Consider the following 20,181-nt stretch of genomic DNA (forward strand, 5'->3'; position numbering starts at 1 on the left):
TGGAAGGGAATTGTAGCAGAAAGCGCCGATGAGATTTAGCGGGTATAATCAGCGCAATTTTCGCATCGACAAAGGCAATACCATGGCAAAAACGGCGTGCGCCCTGCACATTCTGGTAGACAATGAAAAGCTGGCCAACGAGCTGCTGGCCAAGCTGAAGCGCGGCGTCAGCTTCGACACGCTGGCGCGCAAATATTCGAGCTGCCCGTCAAAACGCAACGGCGGCTCGCTGGGCGAATTCAACAAGGGCGCGATGGTGCCTGCGTTCGATAAAGCGGTGTTCAGCATACCGCTGCTCAAACCTTACGGCCCGGTCAAAACCCAGTTCGGTTACCACATCATCAAGGTGCTGTATCGCAACTGAGGGGGCCTGAGCCCCCTGTCGCGATATTACTGCGCGCCGGCGTCCGTCGCCGGCGCAGCCACCGCAGCGTCGGCCGGCTTGGCTTCTTCCGTCACCACCGCCGGCGCCGGCATCATGATGCCGTCATAGGTTTCCTGCAGCTGCTTCATGCTCATTTCCGGCTCGCCCTTCGGCTGCATCAGCACCAGCGTCGCCTCCTGAGAAAGCTGCAGCTTCAGCGCCTGATTCAGCGTCTCCAGCGTCAGGCTGGACAGGAATTCCTGGCGCAGTTTCTGATACAGCTCCGGCGCAATATCCACCACCCCGCTCTGCTGCGAGCGTAGGCGCTGGCTCATCAGCACATCGGTGTCGGTGCGGGCGTAGGTCGCGAACAGCTTGCTCAGCTGATCGTTTTTCTGCGCCAGCAGCGCATCGAATTCCTCTTTCGACAGGCCGTTGTCACGCACGTTGGCCAGCTCGCGAGCGATAAAGCCCAGGCTGCCGTTCAGGTTGTTGTTCGGCGTATCCAGATGGATGGCGCACTGCCCGCGCTGGTACTGCACGCGGCAGTCAAAGCCCAGATGCAGGCTCTTCTGGTCGCTTTTTTCCAGCGTCTGCTGAAGATGCCAGAACAGCGCCTCGCGGGCGAGATCGCCACGCCAGTAACGAAGCAGGCTCTGCGAATCGCGAATCGGGTGCCACGGCGAATCCCACATGATCGACAGCGTATCCTGTTTCACCTGCTCGCTGATCAGGCTCACCGGCTGCTGCGGCAGCGGTGTCAGCGTCGGCATCGGGGCCGGGGTTTCACGTTTGCCTTGCAGCGGTGAGAACGCCTTGTTGATCTGCTCGCCCAGGCTGCGGCTGTCAACCTTGCCGACCACGAACAGCGTCATGGCGTCCGGGGTATACCACTGCTGATAAAATTTCTTCAACTGCTCGAGGTTGACCGGCCGTTTCGCCGGCTGAGCCGGATCGTGCGCCAGCAGCGTCGAACCTTTCAGGCGGTAACGCCACCAGACATCTTGGGTATTGGGCGGGAAAGTGCCGACCGGATTGATGGTGGAATTCATCACCGCATGCACCGTATGCTCGTCGATCGCCAGTTTGCCGGTGGTGTCCGCCAGCCAGGCCAGCGCTTCTTTCAGCAGGTCGGGCCGGTTGTTCGGCAGGCTGAGGTTATACATGGTGAAATCATACGAGATGATAGCCGGCGGCAGCGGCCGCTCGTTATCCACGCTCTGTTGCCACAGGGCGCGCAGCTGCGGCGCGGTAAAGCTTTCGCTGCGCGCCAACGCCAGCCGCGGCAGCAGGTGGGCGAAACCGGTCTGCTGCGAAGACTCCACCAAAGAGCCGGTATTGACGATCAGCCGCAGTTCCACGCGGTCGCTTGGCCGCTGCGGCGTATCGAGAATCTGCCATGAAAACCCGTTGGCCAGCGCCCCCTGCTGCCAGGCAGGATCGGGTTGTAGTGCTTCAGCCTGCACGCTGCTACTGGCTGCAGCCAATAGCAGCCCACCAACTATAAGATGAATTCTGGTGCCCTGCATGTGAACCCCTACTTAATGACTATCCAATTTCTTATGCAAATGCGTGTATTCCATTCAATGGAATCATAAAAATACGCCCTGAGTTTCACGGTGGGGCGGAAAGCAGAAAGTGTACCATCGTGTTAGACCGCGCGCCTTTGCGGATGTCACTCATTAGAGTGAAAAATAATGGATTGCGGGGTTTTTAATGCAAAAAATCGTTACGAGGCAGGGGAAGAAGCTCACCGGCCGCGGATGCGGCCGGTGATTTACCGCCGATATCAGGCGGAAGGCAGCGTTTTGTCCGCGCCGGTGTTTTTGTTGTTCAGCGTGTCTTTCAGCTGTTTTTCATCCAGCTGGTTACACCATTTGGCCACCACCACGGTCGCCACCCCGTTGCCCACCAGGTTGGTCAACGCGCGGGCTTCCGACATGAAGCGGTCGATGCCGAGGATCAGCGCCAGGCCGGCCAACGGCAGGTGGCCGACGGCGGAGATGGTGGCGGCCAACACGATAAAGCCGCTGCCGGTCACGCCCGCCGCCCCTTTGGAGGAGAGCAGCAACACCACCAGCAGGGTAATCTGATGCATGATATCCATGTGGGTGTTGGTCGCCTGAGCGATAAACACCGCGGCCATGGTCAGGTAGATAGAGGTGCCGTCCAGGTTGAAGGAGTACCCGGTCGGAATAACCAGACCCACCACCGATTTCTTGCAGCCCAGCTTCTCCATTTTATCCAGCATGCGCGGCAGCGCGGATTCGGACGACGAGGTCCCCAGCACGATCAGCAGCTCTTCTTTGATGTAGTTGACGAATTTGAAGATGCTGAAGCCGTTGGCGCGGGCGATGCTGCCCAACACCACCACCACGAACAGGATGCAGGTGATATAGAAGCACACGATCAGCTGGCCGAGTTGCACCAGGGTGCCGACGCCGTATTTACCGATGGTAAACGCCATGGCGCCGAAGGCCCCCAGCGGCGCCAGGCGCATGATCATGTTGATGATGCCGAAAATCACCCGCGAGAAGCTGTCGATCACGTTGTAGATCAGCTGCCCTTTGTCGCCCAGACGATGCAGGGCGAAGCCGAACAGCACCGCGAACAGCAGCACCTGAAGAATGTTGCCGCTGGCGAACGCGCCGATCACGCTGCCGGGGATGATGTCCAGCAGGAACGGGATGATGCCCTGCTGCTGCGCCTGCTCGGCGTAGACCGCTACCGCTTTGGCGTCCAGCGTGCCGGGATCGACGTTCATGCCGGCGCCCGGTTGCACCAGGTTGACGATCACCAGGCCGATAATCAGCGCGATGGTGCTGACGATTTCAAAATACAGCAGCGCGATGGCGCCGGTGCGCCCTACCGCCTTCATGCTTTCCATGCCGGCGATGCCGGTCACCACGGTGCAGAAGATCACCGGCGCGATGATCATCTTGATCAGTTTGACGAAGCCATCGCCCAGAGGTTTCATCTCGGCGCCGAGGTCAGGGTAGAAATGGCCAAGCAGGATACCCAGCGTGATCGCCGTCAGCACCTGAAAATAGAGGCTCTTAAAGATCGTTGTTTTCATATGAACATCCTATGGGGGGAAGACACGCATCAGGCAGCAGTCTAAAAATCCAGCCTGTTCATCGCTTGCGCGGAAAATAACACCCACTTAACAACATGGAAATAATTTGTTGCACCCACCGTGTGGGGTTGATGTGAATTTAAGAGCTGAAACGCGTCAGTCGGGGTGCAAAGCTGAAAATTGCGTAAGCCTTTGTTTGCACTAACGCAAAAGAGGTAGATAAAGAATGGCGATTTTCGGACGAGGAAAAGTACCGGAAAGGTATCGCGACGCTCACCGCGCCGCGCGGCAAAACTCGGCTTCGAATGCTTCGCGCGGCAGCGGCCGGGCGAACAGGAATCCCTGCCCACTGCGAATGCCGTGCTGCAACAGCCAGTCGCGCTGTTCGGCGTTTTCCACGCCTTCGGCCATTACCGGCAACGCCAGCACTTCGGAGATCGAACTGACGATGCGCACCATCGCATCGTCGGCCGGCAGCCCCTGAATGAAACTGCGGTCGATCTTAATCAAATCGATCGGCAGGGATTTCAAGCGGTTGAGGTACTCCAGGCTGGAGTAGCCCATGCCGAAGTCGTCCAGCGCGATCGACAGCCCCAGGTCGTGCAGCTCGCGCAGCAGCGCCAGGGCGCGATCGAGATCGTCGATGCGTACCGTCTCGGTGATCTCCAGCAGCAGCTTGCGCGGATCGATCCGATACTGCGCCAGCAGGTTTTTCAGATGCGGGACGAACGCTTCATCCTGCATCTGAATTCCGGAAACGTTAACCGCCAGCGGCAGCGCAATGCCGCGTTGTTGCCAGTCCGCCAGGATGCGGCAAGACTCTTCCAGCACCCAGTTGCCGAGAGGCACGATCACGCCCAGCTCTTCCGCGAGCGGGATAACGTCGGCCGGCAGGGTATAGCTGCCGTCATACTGCTGCCAACGCAGCAGCGCTTCGGCGCCGATCACCTCGTTGGACTGCATGTCGATCTGCGGCTGCAGGAACAGCGTGAAATGCCGCTGCTCGATGCCGTGCAGGATCTCGCTCTCCTGCGTCAGCCGCTTCTGCGTGCGTTCCGTCAGGCTGGGTTCGAAGAACAGGATCTGATTTTTTCCTTCGCGGTGCGCGGACATCATCGCCGAGGTGGCGCTGCGCAGCAGCTGTTCCGCACTCTCCCCCTGATTGAGGTAGTGCGCGATGCCGATGCTGGCGTTGGGCCGCAGCGCCAGACCTTCCAGCGTCAACGGCGCATTGATCTCCGCCATGATGCGCCGCGCCAGCTGCATGGCGTGGAACGGCCGCTCGATACCCTTGGCCAGAATGGCGAATTCGGTATTGCTCAGCTGCGCCAACACGCCGTTTTCGTCGATGCAGCCGCGCAGCTTCTTCGCCAGCGCCAGCAGCAGCGCTTCGCGCATCGCCGGGCTCATCACGCCAGACGCTTCATGCAGCGTCTCGATGCCGATCACCAGCAGGTTAAAACGCTCAGGGCGCAGACTGGAGGCGATATGCTGTTCCAGCAACGCGTTCAGCAATGCAGGATTCGGCAGTTCGGTCACCGGGTGGCGGGTGCTCAGGCGGCTCATGTCGGCATGCGCCTTGGCCAGCGTCTGTTGATTGCGGTTGTAATTGCGCACCAGCAGGCCGAGCTCATCGTCCTGGTGCAGCGCCGGCAGCATCAGCTGGTGATAGGGCGCTTCGTCCTGCGAGATGTTCTCCAGCTCTTTGGCCATCGCGCGCAGCGGATGCACCATCAACCGGTTCATGCACCAGGTGATGGCCACCGACAGGATCAGCGCCAGCAACAGATAGGTCGACAGCATGGTCGACAAAATGCTGAGGATAAACTGGTACATGCGGAACGAATCGGCTTGCAGCACCAGATAGGCCAGCGGCTGCTGGTTGGCCGGCACCCGTTCCAGCGAATAGAGCGGCACGGAAATTTGGATAGGCAGCTCAAACAACCGGGCGATCAGCGTCGGCACCGGCCGCTCCGGCGGGAAATTGGCGTGCAGCGCCTGAAACTCGTTCGGCAAGACGATATCCGCCCGGCTGAGAATGCCGACCGGCAACAGCGTGTTCAGCACCCTTTTGGCTTCCGGCACGTCCATGCGCAGCACCGCCTCCGCCAGCGGCTGGCGCACGGAGTGGGCGATATTCTCCAGTTGCTGGGCGTAGTCATCCCTGCGCTGCTGCACAAAGTGGAATAACTGGATCACGATAAAGATGCAGATCGTAACCAGCGCCACGCCGGACACTGTCGCCATCTGCTTAATCGTTAACGAACGCCTGACCCGCAAACCTGCTCTCCGTGAAATCGGGCTGAAACAAAAAAGGGGGCTGACTCTCACCCGCCCCCTCGAACCGGGCTGAGTATACTCGATCATCGGCTGTTTTTATCTGGCTATGCCGCAGGCAAAACCAAGAAAATCGCGGGTTTCAGTCTTTTCCTAAAGCGAACAAACGCGACCCGCACACAGGGTAACAAAACTCCCCGGCGTCCGACACTCTGAATCTTTCCCCCTTCCGGCTACTTGAAGTCGGCGTAAGGCGTCAGCGGCTGCGGCGGCAAATCGAGATCCCCTTGCCAGCCGGCCAGGGAATAACGCAGATAAATCAGCGCGTGGCTCGGCGTATAGTCCTTCGCCTGTTGAATGTCGATGCCGGCGCCGAGCGTCCAGTGCGAACTGAGACGGCGTTCGACGATCGCCCGCAGGGTATAACCGACGCCGCTCGAGGAGCTGCCGTCCTCGACGGCGAACTTATCGGGCAACGAATCCGGGATCAGTCCCTGCAGCGGATAACGGCGCTGGCTGTCGGTTTTGGAATGGGACAGTGAAACCGAACCGCCCAGCTCCCACGACCAGTTCTCGGTGCGCTGACGGTAGTTGACCGGCAGCGACAGCGACAGATATTGCTGCGGGCTGTAATAGCCGCCCTGCCCCAGCGAATAGCCGCTCAAATCCTTCTGGTAGTGCCACAGCATGGTATTGAGCCCGACGCTCAGGCGGCGATTGTCTTCGTTGATCAGCTTGTAGTAGTAACCGGCCATCAACCGTTGCCGCTGGTTGTCCGCCACGTTCTTGCCGGTAATCTGATGCGCGCTGAGATCGGCCCAGACGCCGTTCGCCTCGCCGCGATCGTAGCTGGCGCTCAGGCTGACGCCGGTGGCGCGCACGCCGCCCCAGGTGATGCCGGTATTCGGGTCTTTGGCGCCGCCGAACGCCAGCAGCGAACTGGAAATCGGCCGCCGCGAGGCCGCCAGCGTCCAGCCAATGTGGTTCCAGTCGCCGCTGTAGGCCAGGCCGCCGGTCCAGTCGACCACCTCAAAGCCCATCGGCGTCGTGCCGATGTCGGCGGCCCAGCGATCGTTTTTCCAGCCGGCCGCCACGCTGGTGCCGGTGGTTTTCTGGTGTTCATCGCCGCGGCACCCTTGCGTGTGGCAGGTGCCGAAGGTTTCGTAGTACTTGCCGCTGCCGTCGGTCGAGAAGCGGCCGGCATCCAGCTGCACGGTGTCGGTCCGCAAGAAGGTGCGCCCGTCATACAGCGGCATGTCCACCTGCAGCATGGTGTCGTGCGCGTTGAAGTCGGAAATGCCGCCGGTGCCGCTCGAACGCCAGTAATCGTGATCGAGCGTGACGTTCACGTCTTGCTGTCGATACAGATCCGCGGCGTCGGAGCGGATGCCGCGTTTCAGCCAGTCGTCGTTCGGATTATTGCGCGTCAAATAGGTGTAGCCGTCATTATCCTGCGGCAGCGTCGGCGTGATGCCGCCGGCCACCATCGCCTGGCGGTAATCCTGCTGCGCCCGCTCAGGCTGTTGCTGAGCCCGTTCCAGCCGGGCGGCGTCACGATAAACAAGCGCCTTGGTCTGCCCGGCGGGCTCCGAAGCCGCCGCCGTTTTCAGCCGGCTGAAGAGCGCGTCGGCCTGCTGCGGATCGCCGACCGCGCCCCAGGCGTTGGCGACCCGCCGTTGGCTGTTGAGCGAAGCGTCTTGCGGCTGCGGTTCGGTTTTCAGCCGCTGACGCGCCGCGTCCAGATCCCCCTGCGCCACATAGGCTTCGATCTCGCCCAGCTGCGCATCCGGGTTGTTCGGTTCACGCCGTTTCACCCGCTGATAGTCGTCCAGCGCCGCCGCATACTCCCCGCGCGCCAGCGCCCAGTCGGCGAGCAGCAAATCGATGCGGGTGTCCGCCGGCTGCCGACGCAGATAGGCTTCCGCCGCCGCTTCGTCACCGGCGGCCCGCAGCCGTTCGGCATGCTCGATTACCGCCTGCATTTTCAGCCGCTGCGCCAGTTCGCGCATGTTGTCGTTCCATTGCGCCGCAGGCAGCGTATTGAGCTGCGCCAGCGCCTGCCTGTCGCGATCGCTGCCGGAAAGATAGAGTGCATAGGCGTAGGTCAGCTGCGGATTGGCATGTTGGCGCAGCGCCAGCTGCCGGAACAGAGCGTCCGCCTGCTGCGGCTGCCCGGCCTGACGCAGCGCCTGCGCATAGCGATAGGTCAGCCAGACGTCGTCGGGCGCCATCGGCTGGGCGCGACGATAGATTTCCGCCGCCTGCTGCCACTGCTGCTGTGCCGCCAGCGTCTCCGCCTGCTGCTTCAACATATCGAGCCGCAGTCCGTCGAGGGTGCTGCGCAGCTTGGCCTGTTGGCTGCGCGGCAGGCCGTTGAGGTAGGCCAGCGCTTTTTCCGGCGACTGGCGTTGATAGATATTCACCAGGCCGCGCAGCGCGCTGCCGTTGCCGGGATCGCGCCGCAACGCCTGCTGATAAAACCCTTCCGCCGCGGCGTCATCCTTGCTCGCCACCGCCACATCGCCCAGGCCGATAAACGCATCGCCGTCGCCGTCGTCGAGCTGGCGCGCCTGTTGATATTTCTGCCGAGCCAGCGCGAGATTGCCGGCCTTGAGCGCTTTGTCGCCCTCGTCGATCGCCAGCCAGTAGCCGGTGCTCTTGATCAGACTCTGCCATTTGCCGCTGCCGTAGCCGCTCTTGTCGGCGGCCAGCGCCTGGCGAAACAGCTTCAGCGCCTGCGGGCGGTTGCCGGCGCGCGAGTAGGCCTGGCCGAGCGCGCCCAGCACCTCGGCGTCGTTCGGCGCCGCCGCCAGCGCCTTTTGCAACTCTGGAATGGCTGCCCGGCTGCCGCCTTTATCCACCTGCGCCAGACCGCGCACCCGCGCCTGATAAGCCGGATCGGCCAACAGCTTCTGCTGTCTGGCCAGTTCTTCGCGGGCGCTGGTCGCCTGATCGCCGGTGTCGAATACGCCGAGGAAACGGTTGAGCGCCGCTACGCTCTGCGCGCTGACCGGCATCGCTTTGACCTTGTCCAGCCACAGATCGGCGGCGTCACCGCGCCCGGCCGGATCGGCGGCGATCTTCTGCAGCAGTTCAAAGGCCTGCGCGTCCTGGTTCTGACTGAACAGCATACGCGCCAGCGACATGCGCAGCGCCACATTGCCTGAATATTGCTGATCCAGCGCCTGCAGCTGCTTTAACGCCTTCGCCTCCTGCCCCGGCAAACGCGCCACCAGCCGCCAGTATTCTACCGCCAGATCGAGCGTCGGCGGCTCGCCGTGAAACAGCGCATCGTACTGCGCTTTGGCTTCCGGCAACCGGCCGGCGGTCGCCATCAGGCGCGCCTGCTGCAGCTTTTGCCGGGTTTCCGGCTGGGTCAGCAGCATGTTCATTTGCGCCTGGCGATAGGCGCTGGACTGCGGCGCGAGGGTTTTCAGCTTGTCCAACTGCTGCTGCGCCAGCGCCATGTTGCCCTGCCGCAGCGCCAAACGCATGCGCGCGGCGATCACGTCCGGGTTGTTCGGATCCATCAGCTCGAGCCGGTACAGCGACTGGCGCACCAGATCGTCCTTGTTGCCGGCCTCGCCAATGCGCACCTGTTCCAGCAGCCACTGTTCCGGGGCCACGGCCTCCGCAGCGCGCGCCTGCGGCAGCATCGCCAGGCTCAGCGGAATCAAATTCAGCCAGTTTATTTTGAAGTTGTGCATTGGCCGTCCCACGAGGGTTGCAATTCACCCTGACGATTAAAGCGATAACGTTGTTGATCCCATCCCTGACCGAACAGGGTCAGCGAGGCGCTGAAATAGGCGTCATCACCCGGCGGATGCTCGCTGATGCGCTGCCGCTGCACCGCCAGCGCTTCAGCCTGCGTCGCCAGCATCGGCAGCATAGAAGCGGAGAAACCGACCGGGCCGTCGCCGGTAGTTTTGCCGCTGGCGGTATCGGTTTTCTCCGGCGGAACGCCCTGTTTGGCAGTGAGCTGCGCCATCGGCTGGAAGCGTTCAAGCAGCGCCGCCTTGTGTTCATCGTCGTCCGCCAGCATGCCGGCCCACAGATAAACCCGAATGGCGTCGTAGCTGCCGACGTTTGGCTTGACGGTGTCCGGCTGCCAACCGGCGCCGACCCGCCACACCACCCAATCCGGCGAGAAGCCGTGCGGCGCGGTGTCCAGCCACAGTCGCTGATTGATCTCGCGCATCGCACGCCATGGGCCGTTCAGCGCCGCAAAACGCGCCAACAGCTGCGGCGGCAGGTAGCTGGGATTCAGCCGCCAGCGATCTTCCGCCACGAACCCGACTTTGCCCGGCAGCAGCATCAGGCCCAGGCCGGGAATGTCGGCCACTTCCTCGCGGCCGATGCGTTGCAGCAGCAGCGTTCCCAGGGTTTGATAACGCCGGCTTTTCCACAGGCGGCCGGCTTCGAGCAGGTTGTAAGCAATCCACAGGTCGGCGTCCGACGCCGAGTTGGCGTCCAGCACCTTCCACTGCTTATCGTCGCTCTCTCCCCACAGCCAGGCGGGCAAGCGGGCGCTGAGATCGCCCGCCGCCAGATTGTTCTCCGTCCAGGTCAACAACAGGTCGAAGGTCGGCCGGTCGTTGGCCACCAGGGCGAAAAACAGGCCGTAACTCTGTCCCTCGGAGGTGGTGATTTTGTTCGGGCTGCTTGGGTCGATCACCCGCCCCTGCGGGCTGATGTAGAATTGCTTGTACTGTTGCCAACCCGGCCACTCGCAGGCCGCGGCGGCGCTGAAGGCACACAGCAGCAGCATGCCGAGCGACAGGCGTTGCAGCATCGCGTTCACCGCCGTCAATCCCGATCTTCAGGCGCCAGACGACGCCGGCTGAAGGCCTTCAGGCCGCGCCACAGCATCAGCCCCAGGATCACCACCAGCACCACCGCGATCACCGCCAGCAGTACCGGATGGGTGGAAAGGGCATACCACAGCCGCTCCCACCACGGCAGGTGGCCGACATAGTAAACATCGCCGACGCGCAAGCTGTTGACCCCCGATTCGCGGATCACCGCCACCGAGCCGAACACCGCGGCGCGCTTGCCGCTGTCCAGCAGGGCATTGTTCAGCAACTCATAGCCGCGCGGGCTGTCCGCCAGCAGCGCCACGATGCTGCGCTGATCGTTGAACGGCGATTGCACGCCGATGATCGCCGACATCGCGCCCTCGGAACTGACGGTGGTCTTGCTGTCCGGCTTGGCGTCCTCCGCCAGCAATTCCGCGCTCGGCAGCGGCGGCTGTCGCGTCGGCTGCTTCACCCAGCTTTGGGTGGCGTCCACCAGCAGGCTGATTTTCTTGTCGTCGCGCAGCGCCGGCGGAATGGTGCCGACCATCAGAATATCGTCGTCACGATCCTTGGCCTGCGACCAGTCGTCGCTCAGCGTAAAGGCCAGCGCCGGGTAGCCGGTTTGCGCGCCGATCACGCCAAGCGCGTTCAGCAGCGCGCTGACCTGCGCCGGCTGCGGTTTCTGGTTCACCAACACCAGCGTTTGCGACAGATCCGCCAGGCGGCTGAACGGGAAGCCGGCGTTGGCGAAGGCGCGCAAGTCCGGCATCGCCATAAAGTGGCGATAACCGGAGAAATCGATGGTAGACGCGCCGTCGATCACCGCGTGGTTTTGCGTGAAGGAGTAGGTTTCGCAGCGCCCTTCCGCGCCGCTGGCCAGCAGCGTGGTGTAGTCAAAGTCAAAGCGCAGCTGGTTGGTGGCGCCCAGCCGCAGCGCCGGGATACTGACGTTCTTGTCGGAGTCGAGCAGCCCCTGCGTCAACGGCAGGCGCAGCAGCTGCGCGCCCTGCTCGTGTTCCGGCATCAGCGAGTAAGCCTGCACGAACTGGTTGTTCAGGCTGACGCTCAGCCGCGAACCATCCTGAATGCGCGGCGCGGTATAGCGGTATTTCAGGTGCATATCGATACCGGTGCTGCGGATCAGGAACAGGTCCGGCGGCAGGTTCATGGTCAGCGAAATCGGGCCGGGCTCGATGCCGCTGGTTTGCAGCTGTTCGGCATATTGCTGCAGCTCGGCGAAGGTCATCGGCCGATCGGTGCGCACCCAGTTCGGCGCGTCGTAAGGCTGGCGCGGCGCGAGCTGTTCCACCTTGTCCACCGTCACGTTCTGGCCGCGGAACAGGATGTTACCCTGCGCGATGCCCTTCACCGCGGTGATCAAATCGTTGTCGTCACGCCCCTGAATCAACAGCAGTTTGACGTACGGATTGTCGGGGTGGCTGATCATCTCCACCGTCGGGCCGTTGACCGCCGGATAATCGCGCAGGAAATCCGGGCGCTGCGAGTTGGTGGCGAACACCACCGCGTGCTGCGTCGGCAGCGCATTGTACAGCGTCGGGAAGGATTGCCCGCGCCACTGCGCCTTGCTGCCGAACCACGAGGCCAGAATGCCCGCCGCGCGCTGCTGGGCGAGATCAGGCTGGCCGGCGAATACCATCGGCAGCGTCAGCGGCCGATTATCGCGGCTGTCGAAGAACGGCTCAGGGAAGTGCGACAGCTCGTTTTTCACCGGCAGCGTCTGGAAACGCAGCTTCAGCGCGCTGGACTTGCTGACGTCGAGCCACAGCGAAGTGCTGGCCGGGTTTTCGCAGATGTTCTGATAATGGCCGACAAACACCAGCCTGACGCGGTTAAAATCGGTGATATAGCGCGGATCGATCGCCATTTGGATGCGATTGGGCTTGCCCAGCTGCTCTTTGGCGAGGGTGGTCACGCCCATCAGTTCGTCGTTCAGATAGACCTTGACGTGCGACTCCACCGGGATCAGCGCCGGCGACGGCGTAAACTCCATATCGAGCATCGCCTGCGAGACCACCTCATCGCTGCGCACGCCGAATTCGATCTGTCCATCCGGCCGGGTGCCGCGCAGAACAAAGGTGCCCGGCGGCGGCGCTATCTGCGCAAACGGCAGCGATACGTCGCGCACCGGCGCATTCGGATCCTGCGGCGCGGCGGCCGGCGGCGGCGCGGTCGCCGTATCGGCCGCCGCGGCGATCGGCGGCTGAGCCGCCACGGTCGGCGCAGTGGCGGTTTCGGCCTGCGACAGGGTACTGATGCCTAAGGCCAGAGCAGTTAACCAGGTTATTTTTCGCGTCATCGTATCATCATCAATGTTGGAGCCTGTTCACCGGGCGAGTGAGCGGGCGGTTGAACTCGCAGCTAACCCACTGTTTCTTGTTGATCCAAGGTCGGATCCCTGCCGACGCCGCGCGGAATAAACGACACGACCCAGGCGGTCAGCGACGTGACCCCGACCAGCAGACCGCGCACCAGCGGCGGCGCGTAGTCCGCCATGCGCACATAGCCCCGGAAGCCCAACGCCAGCACGTCGCGCAGGCTTTCGATCGGCCGGTCTTCAGGGAACCCGTCCTGCCACAGCGCCCAGGTATCGGCGCGGGCGAAGGTGCACTGAATGAAATCGATGTGTTCACGGGTGGAGAGACTGACCAGACGCACCCCCACCTTGTTGCCGAAGGCGCGCGTCACCACACAGGGGAAGCTGTACTCCTGCTGGCCGCGCTTGAGCAGCAGCGAGGCCTTGTCGCCGTCTTTCAACGCGTTTTCCACTCGCATCTCAATGCCCACGCCGCCGTCGGAGTAATCGCGCAGCGTGCAGGGGTAGAGGTGGCCATCGGCACGCGCGATCGCCGCCGGCATGGCGATCTCCACGCGGTGCGCCTGACGCACCTGCTTGGCCTCCACCGCCACCGCCACCGCGCCGCCGAGAATGGTCATGTTGTACAGCACCCACACCAGGCTGATGATCACCGTCATCACCTCGTCCGTCGGGCCATAGGCCAGCCGCCAGGCGCCGAACGCCAGCCCGGCCAGGTTCAGGACCACCAGGAACATGTAAGGACGGGTGATCACCCAGTCGACGTGCTCCTCCTCCACCAGCCCGCCCTTGGCGGTCACGTTGAATTTGCCCTTGTGCGGATTGAACAGCGCCACCGTCGTCGGCCGCGCGATATACCAGGCCAGCACCGTTTCATAGATTTCGCTCCAGAACGAATGGCGGTATTTCCCCTGGATGCGCGAGTTGGTCAGGCTGGCGTGGATCATGTGCGGCAGCACATAAAGCGCGATCGCCAGCGCCGGCGCGAAGATGATGTAGGCATGCAGCAGTAAAAACGCCAGCGGCGCGGTGAGGAAGATCAGCCGCGGAATGCCCGACAGAAAGTGCAGCATGGCGTTGGCGTAGCACAGGCGCTGCGCCAGTTTCAGCCCCTTGCCCAGCAGCGGGTTGTCGAGCCGGAAGATCTGCACCATGCCGCGCGCCCAGCGAATGCGCTGGCCGATGTGCGCCGACAGGCTTTCGGTCGCCAGCCCGGCGGCCTGCGGAATGCGGATATAGGCCGAGGTGTGTCCGCGCCGGTGCAAGCGCAGCGAGGTGTGGGCGTCTTCGGTGACGGTTTCCACCGCGATGCCGCCGATCTCATCCAGCGCGCTGCGGCGCAGGATGGCGCAAGAGCCGCAGAAGAAGGTCGCGTCCCACATGTCGTTGCCGTCCTGCACCAGCCCGTAGAACAAGGTGCCCTCGTTGGGCGTCTGGCGGAAGCGGCCGAGGTTGCGCTCGAACGGATCCGGCGAGAAAAAGTGGTGCGGGGTCTGCAGCATCGCCAGCTTTTTGTCTTTGAAGAACCAGCCCATGGTCAGTTGCAGGAAGGAGCGCGTCGGCACGTGGTCGCAGTCGAAAATCGCCACGAACTCGCCGGTGGCCTGCTTCAGCGCATTGTTGATGTTGCCGGCCTTGGCGTGTTCGTGGGTCGGCCTGGCGATGTATTTCACCCCCACTTCGGCGGCGAACGCCCGGAATTCAGGGCGATTGCCGTCGTCGAGGATATAGATGTTCACTTTCTCTTTCGGCCAGTCGATGCCCAACGCCGCATAGATGGTGGGCTTCACCACCCCGAGATCTTCGTTGTAGGTCGGCACCATCAGATCGATGGTCGGCCAGGTGGCGCTGTCAGCGGGCAACGGCACCGGCTGGCGGTTAAGCGGCCAGACGGTCTGGAAATAGCCCAGCACCAGCACCACCCAGGCGTAGGTTTCCGCCACCAGCAGCAACAGGCCGCACACCAGGCTGAGCGGGTCGTCCCAGTTCAGCGTGGCGGTATAACGCCACCACAGGTAACGACAGGAAACGGTCAGCGACAGCACGATCAGCATCAGCGCAGGCAAACGCCCCGGCACCCGGCGCACCACCATCGCGATCCCCCACAGCAGCACGACGAACACGAACTGCGCCGACAGATCGAACGGTTGCGAGATGCACAGCATGGCGAGGATCGCCGCCAACACGCCGACCAGAATAAACAGCGCGCGTCGCATGCCGCGGTTCATGCGGCCGAGGCGCTCTACCGAACGCTGTTCCACGCCGGCGTTTTTCAGCCGTTGCGGCAGGCTCTGCAGCCAATCGGCGTAGCGCTGCTGCAGCCGCCGCCACCCGGCGAAATAGTCGCGCGGCACCGGCGCGCGGCCGCTGCGAAACAGCAGCAGCCACAGACCCTGCAGCAGATAGCGCAGCGCATCCGCCGGGCGCGGGCGTTCGGCGGACAGATGCGGGAACCAGTAAGCGCGGCCGACGCGCACGCGCTGCCAGGCCGGTGACTCGAAGCGCAGCAGCATCCACCCCAGCGCCACCAGCAGCGTGGCGAAAAAGGCGGTCAGCGCCGACGCGCCGTTGCGGCGATAGCCGCGGTAGCGCGCCTGTACCGCCTGACGCACCGGCGGCACCAGCAGCAGGCTCAGCACCCGGCTCATGGCGCAACGCCCCGTTTGAGGTTGATCAGGCACCAGTTGGCCAGCGTCAGCACTTCATCCGCCGCCAGGCTCTCGGGGCGATACTCGCCCAACGGCTGTTTGACCGCCAGCGCTTCCGCCAACGCTTCGTCGCGGTGGATCACCACCGGCAGCAGGCCGCTCAGGGTTTGCAGCCACAGCTGATGCAGATCCTGCTGCAGCTGGCTGGCGGAGGAGTAGTGATTGACCAGGAAACGGCAGTCGTTCGGCAGCGTCTGTTGATGGAGCCGCACCTGACAGTTGGCGTCGGGGTTCAACAGCACGAACACGCTGTCGGCAAGCTGCAGCGCCTGCTGCGCCAACACGCCGTCCCCGACCGGGACATCCAGCAGGATCCAGCGCTGCGGATCGCCGGCGATCAGTTGGCGCAGGTTCTCGCGCCAGCGTTCCGGCTGTTGACGACACTGGCGCTGCACTTCCAGCCTTTCCGCCCCATTCAGGCGGCCAAAAGGCAGAAAGTCGAGGTTTTCACAATAACGCAGCGCACCTTCCTGCCAAGCGCCGCCATCCTGCTCTGCGCGGGCCCAGCCGCGCGCCAGCTCGAACGGCGTGTTGAAATGCAAGCGCAGCAGATTATCCGGCGTGAAGTCGATCGCCAGCACCGACTCGCCCAGTTGCTGCAACGCCCAGGCGAGCGCCGCCGTGACCGAGGTCGTCCCCATTCCACCCCGCAACCCTTGCAGCGCGAGCACCGGCATAGATCAGTGGCTCCCCGTGGTCTGCGCCAATTCGGCCAACAGTGGCCAGCGCGTCATCATTTGCGTTAACCGCTCCTGCCGTGAAATATCGACATAGCGTAATTTCGGCAATGAAAAAGCCTGGCTGAGCGCCTGCAGGTCATCCTGGCTCTCCCCAGGCGCCGCTGCACGAAAATGGATGGATGCGTTATTCATTCTTCCGCCTTGGCGAAAATAGGCTATGTTAATTAACTATAGCAACGATACAAAAAGAGAGAGGCAATAAGATGATTCTCAACAAATATTGTTGAAGAGCGTCGGAGATTTATTATTGCCAGCGTAAAAATGGCTATCTTTAAATATAAACGCCTTTAGTCGGCTTTCAACGAAAGTAGAACACATCCTATGGCGCACTCTTTTTCTCTAGGCATTCGGCAGATTTGGGAAGAGCTGTCGGTGATGCAGGCCCCCGGGCTTTATTGGATCAATATCGACAGGCAAAGCGACGCCGCGCTGCTGTGTCGCCAGGCCATCGCCGCTCAACCGGCCACCCACAAAGTCGCCCTGATCTGCAGCGGAGACAAACCCGAGCGCCTGCTGGCCGAGCTGGCTGCGCCCGCGTTGCAGAAGCTGCCGCTGTATCAATTACCGGAGAAAAAAGCTGCGCTGACACAGTTGAACGACGATCTGATGCGCGCCCTGCGGCCGCAAAATCGCTTACTTATCCTGCTGGCCCACGCCAGCCTGTGGCAAACCTTCACCACCGAAGAGCTGCGCGAGTGGACGCGCACCCTCGCCGCCTGGCTGCGGCGGCAGGGCTGTACTCTGTTGATCCTCAGCCACGGCGGCGGCATCAATAAGCTCAAAGGGCAGCTCAGCGCACAGCACCGCATCCTGAACGGCCTGTCCAGCCTGCAATGGCAGCAGGACAGCGCGCAATACCTGGTGAACTGGTGGAGCACCGAAAACGGCATCAACGCCAATCAGCTGCTGACCTTGTATGCGGCGGAAGGTGGCTGGCAGGGCGAGGATGAAAATAGCCAACCCTCCCCCACCGCCTTGCGCAGCGACGAAAGCCAGTATCTGGCCGAGCGCAGCATCCTCGAAGGCGCGCCGCCGCTGTCCGCCAACTGGCAGTTGCTGGAGAGCAACGATGAACTGGCGCAGCACGGCATGCTGAGACTCTCGGCGACGTTGATTTTCGCGTTGTATCAAAGCGACCAAATCGATCATCTGGCGCACCAGATCCACACCCTGCGCCGCAGCCGCGGCAACGGCCTGAAAATCGCGGTGCGCGAGATGAGCGCCAGCCTGCGCTACAGCGACGAACGACTGCTGCTGGCCTGCGGCGCCAACCTGATCGTGCCACACGTTGCGCCGCTGTCGCGTTTTCTGACCATGCTCGAGGGCATCCAGGGGCAGCGCTTCTCACGGCATGTGCCCGCCGACATCGATGCGCTGCTGGCCGGGCTGCGTCCGCTGCAGCTCAAAGGCTACATGCGGCCGGAAGCGTTCAGCCAAGCGGTGCTTTCGCTGATGGGCAACACGCTGCTGCCCGAGGACGGCAAAGGCGTGATGGTGGCGCTGCGCCCGGCCACCGGTCTGCGCGCCGAACAGGCGATGACCCTGTGCCACCTGCGGCGGTTCGGCGACGTGATGACCGTGGTGCAGGGGCGGCTGGTGCTGTTCCTTTCCACCTGCCGCATCAACGATCTGGATACCGCGCTGAAGTTCATCTTCCGCCTGCCGGTGGATGAAGCCTTCAGCAACCGGGTGGTGTGGCACCAGGACGTCGATATCATTTCGGAAATCAAACGCATGGCCCAGGGGCGCTGGCAGATTTCGGCCACCGGCCCCGCCGGTGCCGCGCCGCGCCCCCGCGTGGCGGCGGCCGAGGTGCCCGCGGAACGGCGGCAGCCGGTCGCCTTCACGCTGCCGCTTGGCCCGCAGGAGGAACCGCATGCTGAACCTTAACGACATCGTGCAACTGATCCTGCTGTGCGCGCTGATCTTCATTCCGCTGGGCTACGCCTTTCACCGGCGTTTTCCGCATTTGCGTCAATACTGGCAAAACCTGTTGTTATCGCCGCGCTATTTGAAATCCGCCGGTTTATGGGTGCGCACAGGCTCCTCATCTCAGATTAAACGTAAGAAGCAGCCATGAATCCAAACTCGAAGACGCAATCCGATAACGCTCTGTGGCGCTACTGGCGCGGGCTGGGCGGCTGGAACCTCTACTTTCTGGCCAAATTCGCCCTGCTGTGGTTCGGCTACCTGAATTTCCACGCGCTGCCGAACCTGGTGTTCATGGCATTTCTGCTGATGCCGATCCCTTCGCAACGCCTGCATCGCTGGCGCCATTACCTCGCTATCCCGATCGGCATCGCGCTGTTCTACCACGACACCTGGCTGCCGGGCATCAACAGCATCCTCAGCCAGGGCTCGCAGCTGGCCGGTTTCAGCGCCCAGTATCTGTTGGAGCTGATCAACCGCTTTATCAACTGGCAGATGATCGGCGCGGCCTTCGTGCTGTTTATCGCCTACCTGTTCGTCGCACAGTGGGTGCGCGTCACGGTGTTCACCGTGGCGGCGCTGGCGTGGCTCAATATCGTCAACATCGCCGGGCCGGCGGTTTCACTGCTGCCCGCCACTTCCACGGCTGCCGCCGGCGGCGCCAATACCCCGGCCACATCAGCGCCGGCGGCGGGGGGCGCTGCGCCGGCAGACAGCCTGCCGCCGACCAGCGCCAACCTGACGGCCTACCTGAACCAGTTCTACGAGCGGGAAAAAGGCCGCGCCACCGCGTTCCCGGCCACTTTGCCCGCCGACGCCCAACCGTTCGATCTGCTGGTGATCAACATCTGTTCGCTGGCCTGGGCCGATATGGAGGCAGTCAACCTGCAGAATCATCCGCTGTGGTCGAAGATGGACATCATGTTCGACAGCTTCAACTCGGCCACCGCCTACAGCGGCCCGGCCTCGATACGGTTGCTGCGCGCCAGCTGCGGCCAGCTTTCGCATCATGATTTGTACCAGCCGGTGAACCAGCAGTGTTACCTGTTCGACAACCTGGCGAAGCTCGGCTTCAAGCAACAGCTGATGCTCGATCACTCCGGAGTGTTCGGCAACTACCTGAAAGAGCTGCGTGAACAGGGCGACATGCAGGCGCCGTTAATGTCGCAGGCCGGCATCGGCAACGAGCTGACGTCGTTCGACGGTGAGCCGATTTATAACGATCTGGAATTGCTGACCCGCTGGCTGGATCAGCAGCAAAAAGCCGGAGACGCCCGCACCGCCACCTTCCTCAACGTCATCCCGCTGCACGACGGCAACCGCTTCGTCGGCTCCAACAAGAGCGCCGACTATCAGCCGCGCGCGCAGAAGCTGTTCGATCAGCTGAACACCTTCCTCGATCAGCTGGAAAAATCCGGCCGCAAAGTGGTGGTGGTGATCGTGCCGGAGCACGGCGCGGCGTTGGTGGGTGACAAGATGCAGATGTCCGGTCTGCGCGATATTCCCAGCCCGAACATCACCCATACGCCGGTCGGCATCAAACTGGTGGGCATGAAGGCGCCGCATCAGGGTGGCCCGCTGCAAATCAAAACGCCGAGCAGCTATCTGGCGCTGTCTGAACTGGTGTCGCGCCTGGTGGACGGCAAGGTCTTCAGCGAATCCAGCGTCGATTGGCAGACACTGACACAGGGGCTGCCGCAGACCCCGGCCATCTCTGAAAACGACAACGCCATCGTGATGCAATATCAGGGGAAACCTTACATTCGCCTGAACGGCGGCGACTGGGTGCCTTATCCGCAATAAGCGCGGCCTCATCAACCTAAAGCGCGCCGCCGGCGCGCTTTTTTATTAGGGCTTTTATAATAGATATAGCGAAGCTTATCGGCCAACCTCACGTTATTAATAACAATTCGTTAAATTCAATTATTCGACAACCATTAACATACGAAGATTCTT

The 20,181-nt window shown here is 62.4% G+C and carries 13 protein-coding genes; 4 read left to right on the plus strand and 9 right to left on the minus strand.

Translation table 11 applies throughout. From position 1 onward, the window contains the following. Positions 1 to 82 precede the first annotated feature (82 nt). Positions 83 to 364, plus strand: coding sequence for a peptidylprolyl isomerase PpiC (gene ppiC / locus ACMGGK_RS23305; RefSeq protein ID WP_004934175.1), 282 nt, complete (start codon positions 83 to 85; stop codon positions 362 to 364). A gap of 26 nt (positions 365 to 390) precedes the next feature. On the opposite strand, the gene ACMGGK_RS23310 is transcribed toward ppiC, so the two are convergent. The 9 genes from ACMGGK_RS23310 to bcsR all read right to left on the minus strand — a co-directional run bounded on the left by ACMGGK_RS23310 (position 391) and on the right by bcsR (position 16,428). Then, positions 391 to 1,893, minus strand: coding sequence for a M16 family metallopeptidase (locus tag ACMGGK_RS23310; RefSeq protein ID WP_116403981.1), 1,503 nt, complete (start codon positions 1,891 to 1,893; stop codon positions 391 to 393). 260 nt (positions 1,894 to 2,153) lie between these two features. Then, entirely contained in the window at positions 2,154 to 3,440 is a 1,287-nt protein-coding gene (locus tag ACMGGK_RS23315) for a dicarboxylate/amino acid:cation symporter (RefSeq protein WP_016929514.1), read from the minus strand. A 273-nt stretch (positions 3,441 to 3,713) separates the two neighbouring features. Beyond that, the gene (gene hmsP / locus ACMGGK_RS23320; protein ID WP_028127370.1) at positions 3,714 to 5,720 is read right to left on the minus strand and encodes a biofilm formation regulator HmsP; all 2,007 of its coding nucleotides are present in this window, start codon (positions 5,718 to 5,720) and stop codon (positions 3,714 to 3,716) included. Between the two features lie 230 nt (positions 5,721 to 5,950). After that, positions 5,951 to 9,424, minus strand: a complete 3,474-nt coding sequence (gene bcsC / locus ACMGGK_RS23325) for a cellulose synthase complex outer membrane protein BcsC (protein WP_420277325.1) — start codon at positions 9,422 to 9,424, stop codon at positions 5,951 to 5,953. Continuing rightward, positions 9,406 to 10,518, minus strand: coding sequence for a cellulose synthase complex periplasmic endoglucanase BcsZ (bcsZ, locus tag ACMGGK_RS23330; RefSeq protein ID WP_028127821.1), 1,113 nt, complete (start codon positions 10,516 to 10,518; stop codon positions 9,406 to 9,408). Before bcsZ ends, bcsC begins: the two co-directional genes overlap by 19 nt. A 5-nt stretch (positions 10,519 to 10,523) precedes the next feature. Further along, the gene (bcsB, locus tag ACMGGK_RS23335; RefSeq protein ID WP_420277326.1) at positions 10,524 to 12,830 is read right to left on the minus strand and encodes a cellulose biosynthesis cyclic di-GMP-binding regulatory protein BcsB; all 2,307 of its coding nucleotides are present in this window, start codon (positions 12,828 to 12,830) and stop codon (positions 10,524 to 10,526) included. A gap of 62 nt (positions 12,831 to 12,892) precedes the next feature. After that, positions 12,893 to 15,496 (minus strand): UDP-forming cellulose synthase catalytic subunit, encoded by a 2,604-nt coding sequence (gene bcsA / locus ACMGGK_RS23340; protein ID WP_016929519.1) that lies wholly within the window; start codon positions 15,494 to 15,496, stop codon positions 12,893 to 12,895. Next, positions 15,493 to 16,233 carry a cellulose biosynthesis protein BcsQ gene (gene bcsQ / locus ACMGGK_RS23345; RefSeq protein ID WP_049300321.1) on the minus strand — a complete coding sequence of 247 codons (741 nt, stop codon included), beginning with the start codon at positions 16,231 to 16,233 and terminating at the stop codon, positions 15,493 to 15,495. Before bcsQ ends, bcsA begins: the two co-directional genes overlap by 4 nt. 3 nt (positions 16,234 to 16,236) lie before the next feature. Then, positions 16,237 to 16,428: a cellulose biosynthesis protein BcsR gene (gene bcsR / locus ACMGGK_RS23350; RefSeq protein WP_016929521.1), complete on the minus strand. Its 192-nt coding sequence runs from the start codon at positions 16,426 to 16,428 to the stop codon at positions 16,237 to 16,239. Between the two features lie 189 nt (positions 16,429 to 16,617). Between bcsR and bcsE the strand changes: the two genes are divergently transcribed. Genes bcsE through bcsG form a run of 3 tightly spaced genes read left to right on the plus strand, consistent with a single transcriptional unit; the run spans position 16,618 to position 20,028 of the window. Then, positions 16,618 to 18,186: a cellulose biosynthesis protein BcsE gene (gene bcsE, locus ACMGGK_RS23355; RefSeq protein ID WP_143778376.1), complete on the plus strand. Its 1,569-nt coding sequence runs from the start codon at positions 16,618 to 16,620 to the stop codon at positions 18,184 to 18,186. Next, positions 18,173 to 18,376 carry a cellulose biosynthesis protein BcsF gene (gene bcsF / locus ACMGGK_RS23360; RefSeq protein WP_004934139.1) on the plus strand — a complete coding sequence of 68 codons (204 nt, stop codon included), beginning with the start codon at positions 18,173 to 18,175 and terminating at the stop codon, positions 18,374 to 18,376. Before bcsE ends, bcsF begins: the two co-directional genes overlap by 14 nt. Beyond that, on the plus strand, positions 18,373 to 20,028 hold the full coding sequence (bcsG, locus tag ACMGGK_RS23365) for a cellulose biosynthesis protein BcsG (protein ID WP_143778375.1): 1,656 nt from the start codon (positions 18,373 to 18,375) through the stop codon (positions 20,026 to 20,028). The genes bcsF and bcsG overlap by 4 nt, the downstream gene beginning before the upstream one ends. Positions 20,029 to 20,181: the final 153 nt, after the last annotated feature.

Origin of the sequence: Serratia sp. BNK-33-b (assembly GCF_048684565.1) — a bacterium.
Lineage (GTDB): Bacteria > Pseudomonadota > Gammaproteobacteria > Enterobacterales > Enterobacteriaceae > Serratia > Serratia marcescens.

Excerpts from the sequence above, each read along its gene's own strand:
- bcsR (WP_016929521.1), bottom strand. The coding sequence starts at position 16,428 with ATGAATAACGCATCCATCCATTTTCGTGCAGCGGCGCCTGGGGAGAGC.
- ppiC (WP_004934175.1), top strand. The coding sequence starts at position 83 with ATGGCAAAAACGGCGTGCGCCCTGCACATTCTGGTAGACAATGAAAAG.
- bcsG (WP_143778375.1), top strand. The coding sequence starts at position 18,373 with ATGAATCCAAACTCGAAGACGCAATCCGATAACGCTCTGTGGCGCTAC.
- ACMGGK_RS23310 (WP_116403981.1), bottom strand. The coding sequence starts at position 1,893 with ATGCAGGGCACCAGAATTCATCTTATAGTTGGTGGGCTGCTATTGGCT.
- bcsQ (WP_049300321.1), bottom strand. The coding sequence starts at position 16,233 with ATGCCGGTGCTCGCGCTGCAAGGGTTGCGGGGTGGAATGGGGACGACC.
- bcsE (WP_143778376.1), top strand. The coding sequence starts at position 16,618 with ATGGCGCACTCTTTTTCTCTAGGCATTCGGCAGATTTGGGAAGAGCTG.
- bcsB (WP_420277326.1), bottom strand. The coding sequence starts at position 12,830 with ATGACGCGAAAAATAACCTGGTTAACTGCTCTGGCCTTAGGCATCAGT.
- bcsF (WP_004934139.1), top strand. The coding sequence starts at position 18,173 with ATGCTGAACCTTAACGACATCGTGCAACTGATCCTGCTGTGCGCGCTG.
- bcsC (WP_420277325.1), bottom strand. The coding sequence starts at position 9,424 with ATGCACAACTTCAAAATAAACTGGCTGAATTTGATTCCGCTGAGCCTG.
- ACMGGK_RS23315 (WP_016929514.1), bottom strand. The coding sequence starts at position 3,440 with ATGAAAACAACGATCTTTAAGAGCCTCTATTTTCAGGTGCTGACGGCG.
- bcsA (WP_016929519.1), bottom strand. The coding sequence starts at position 15,496 with ATGAGCCGGGTGCTGAGCCTGCTGCTGGTGCCGCCGGTGCGTCAGGCG.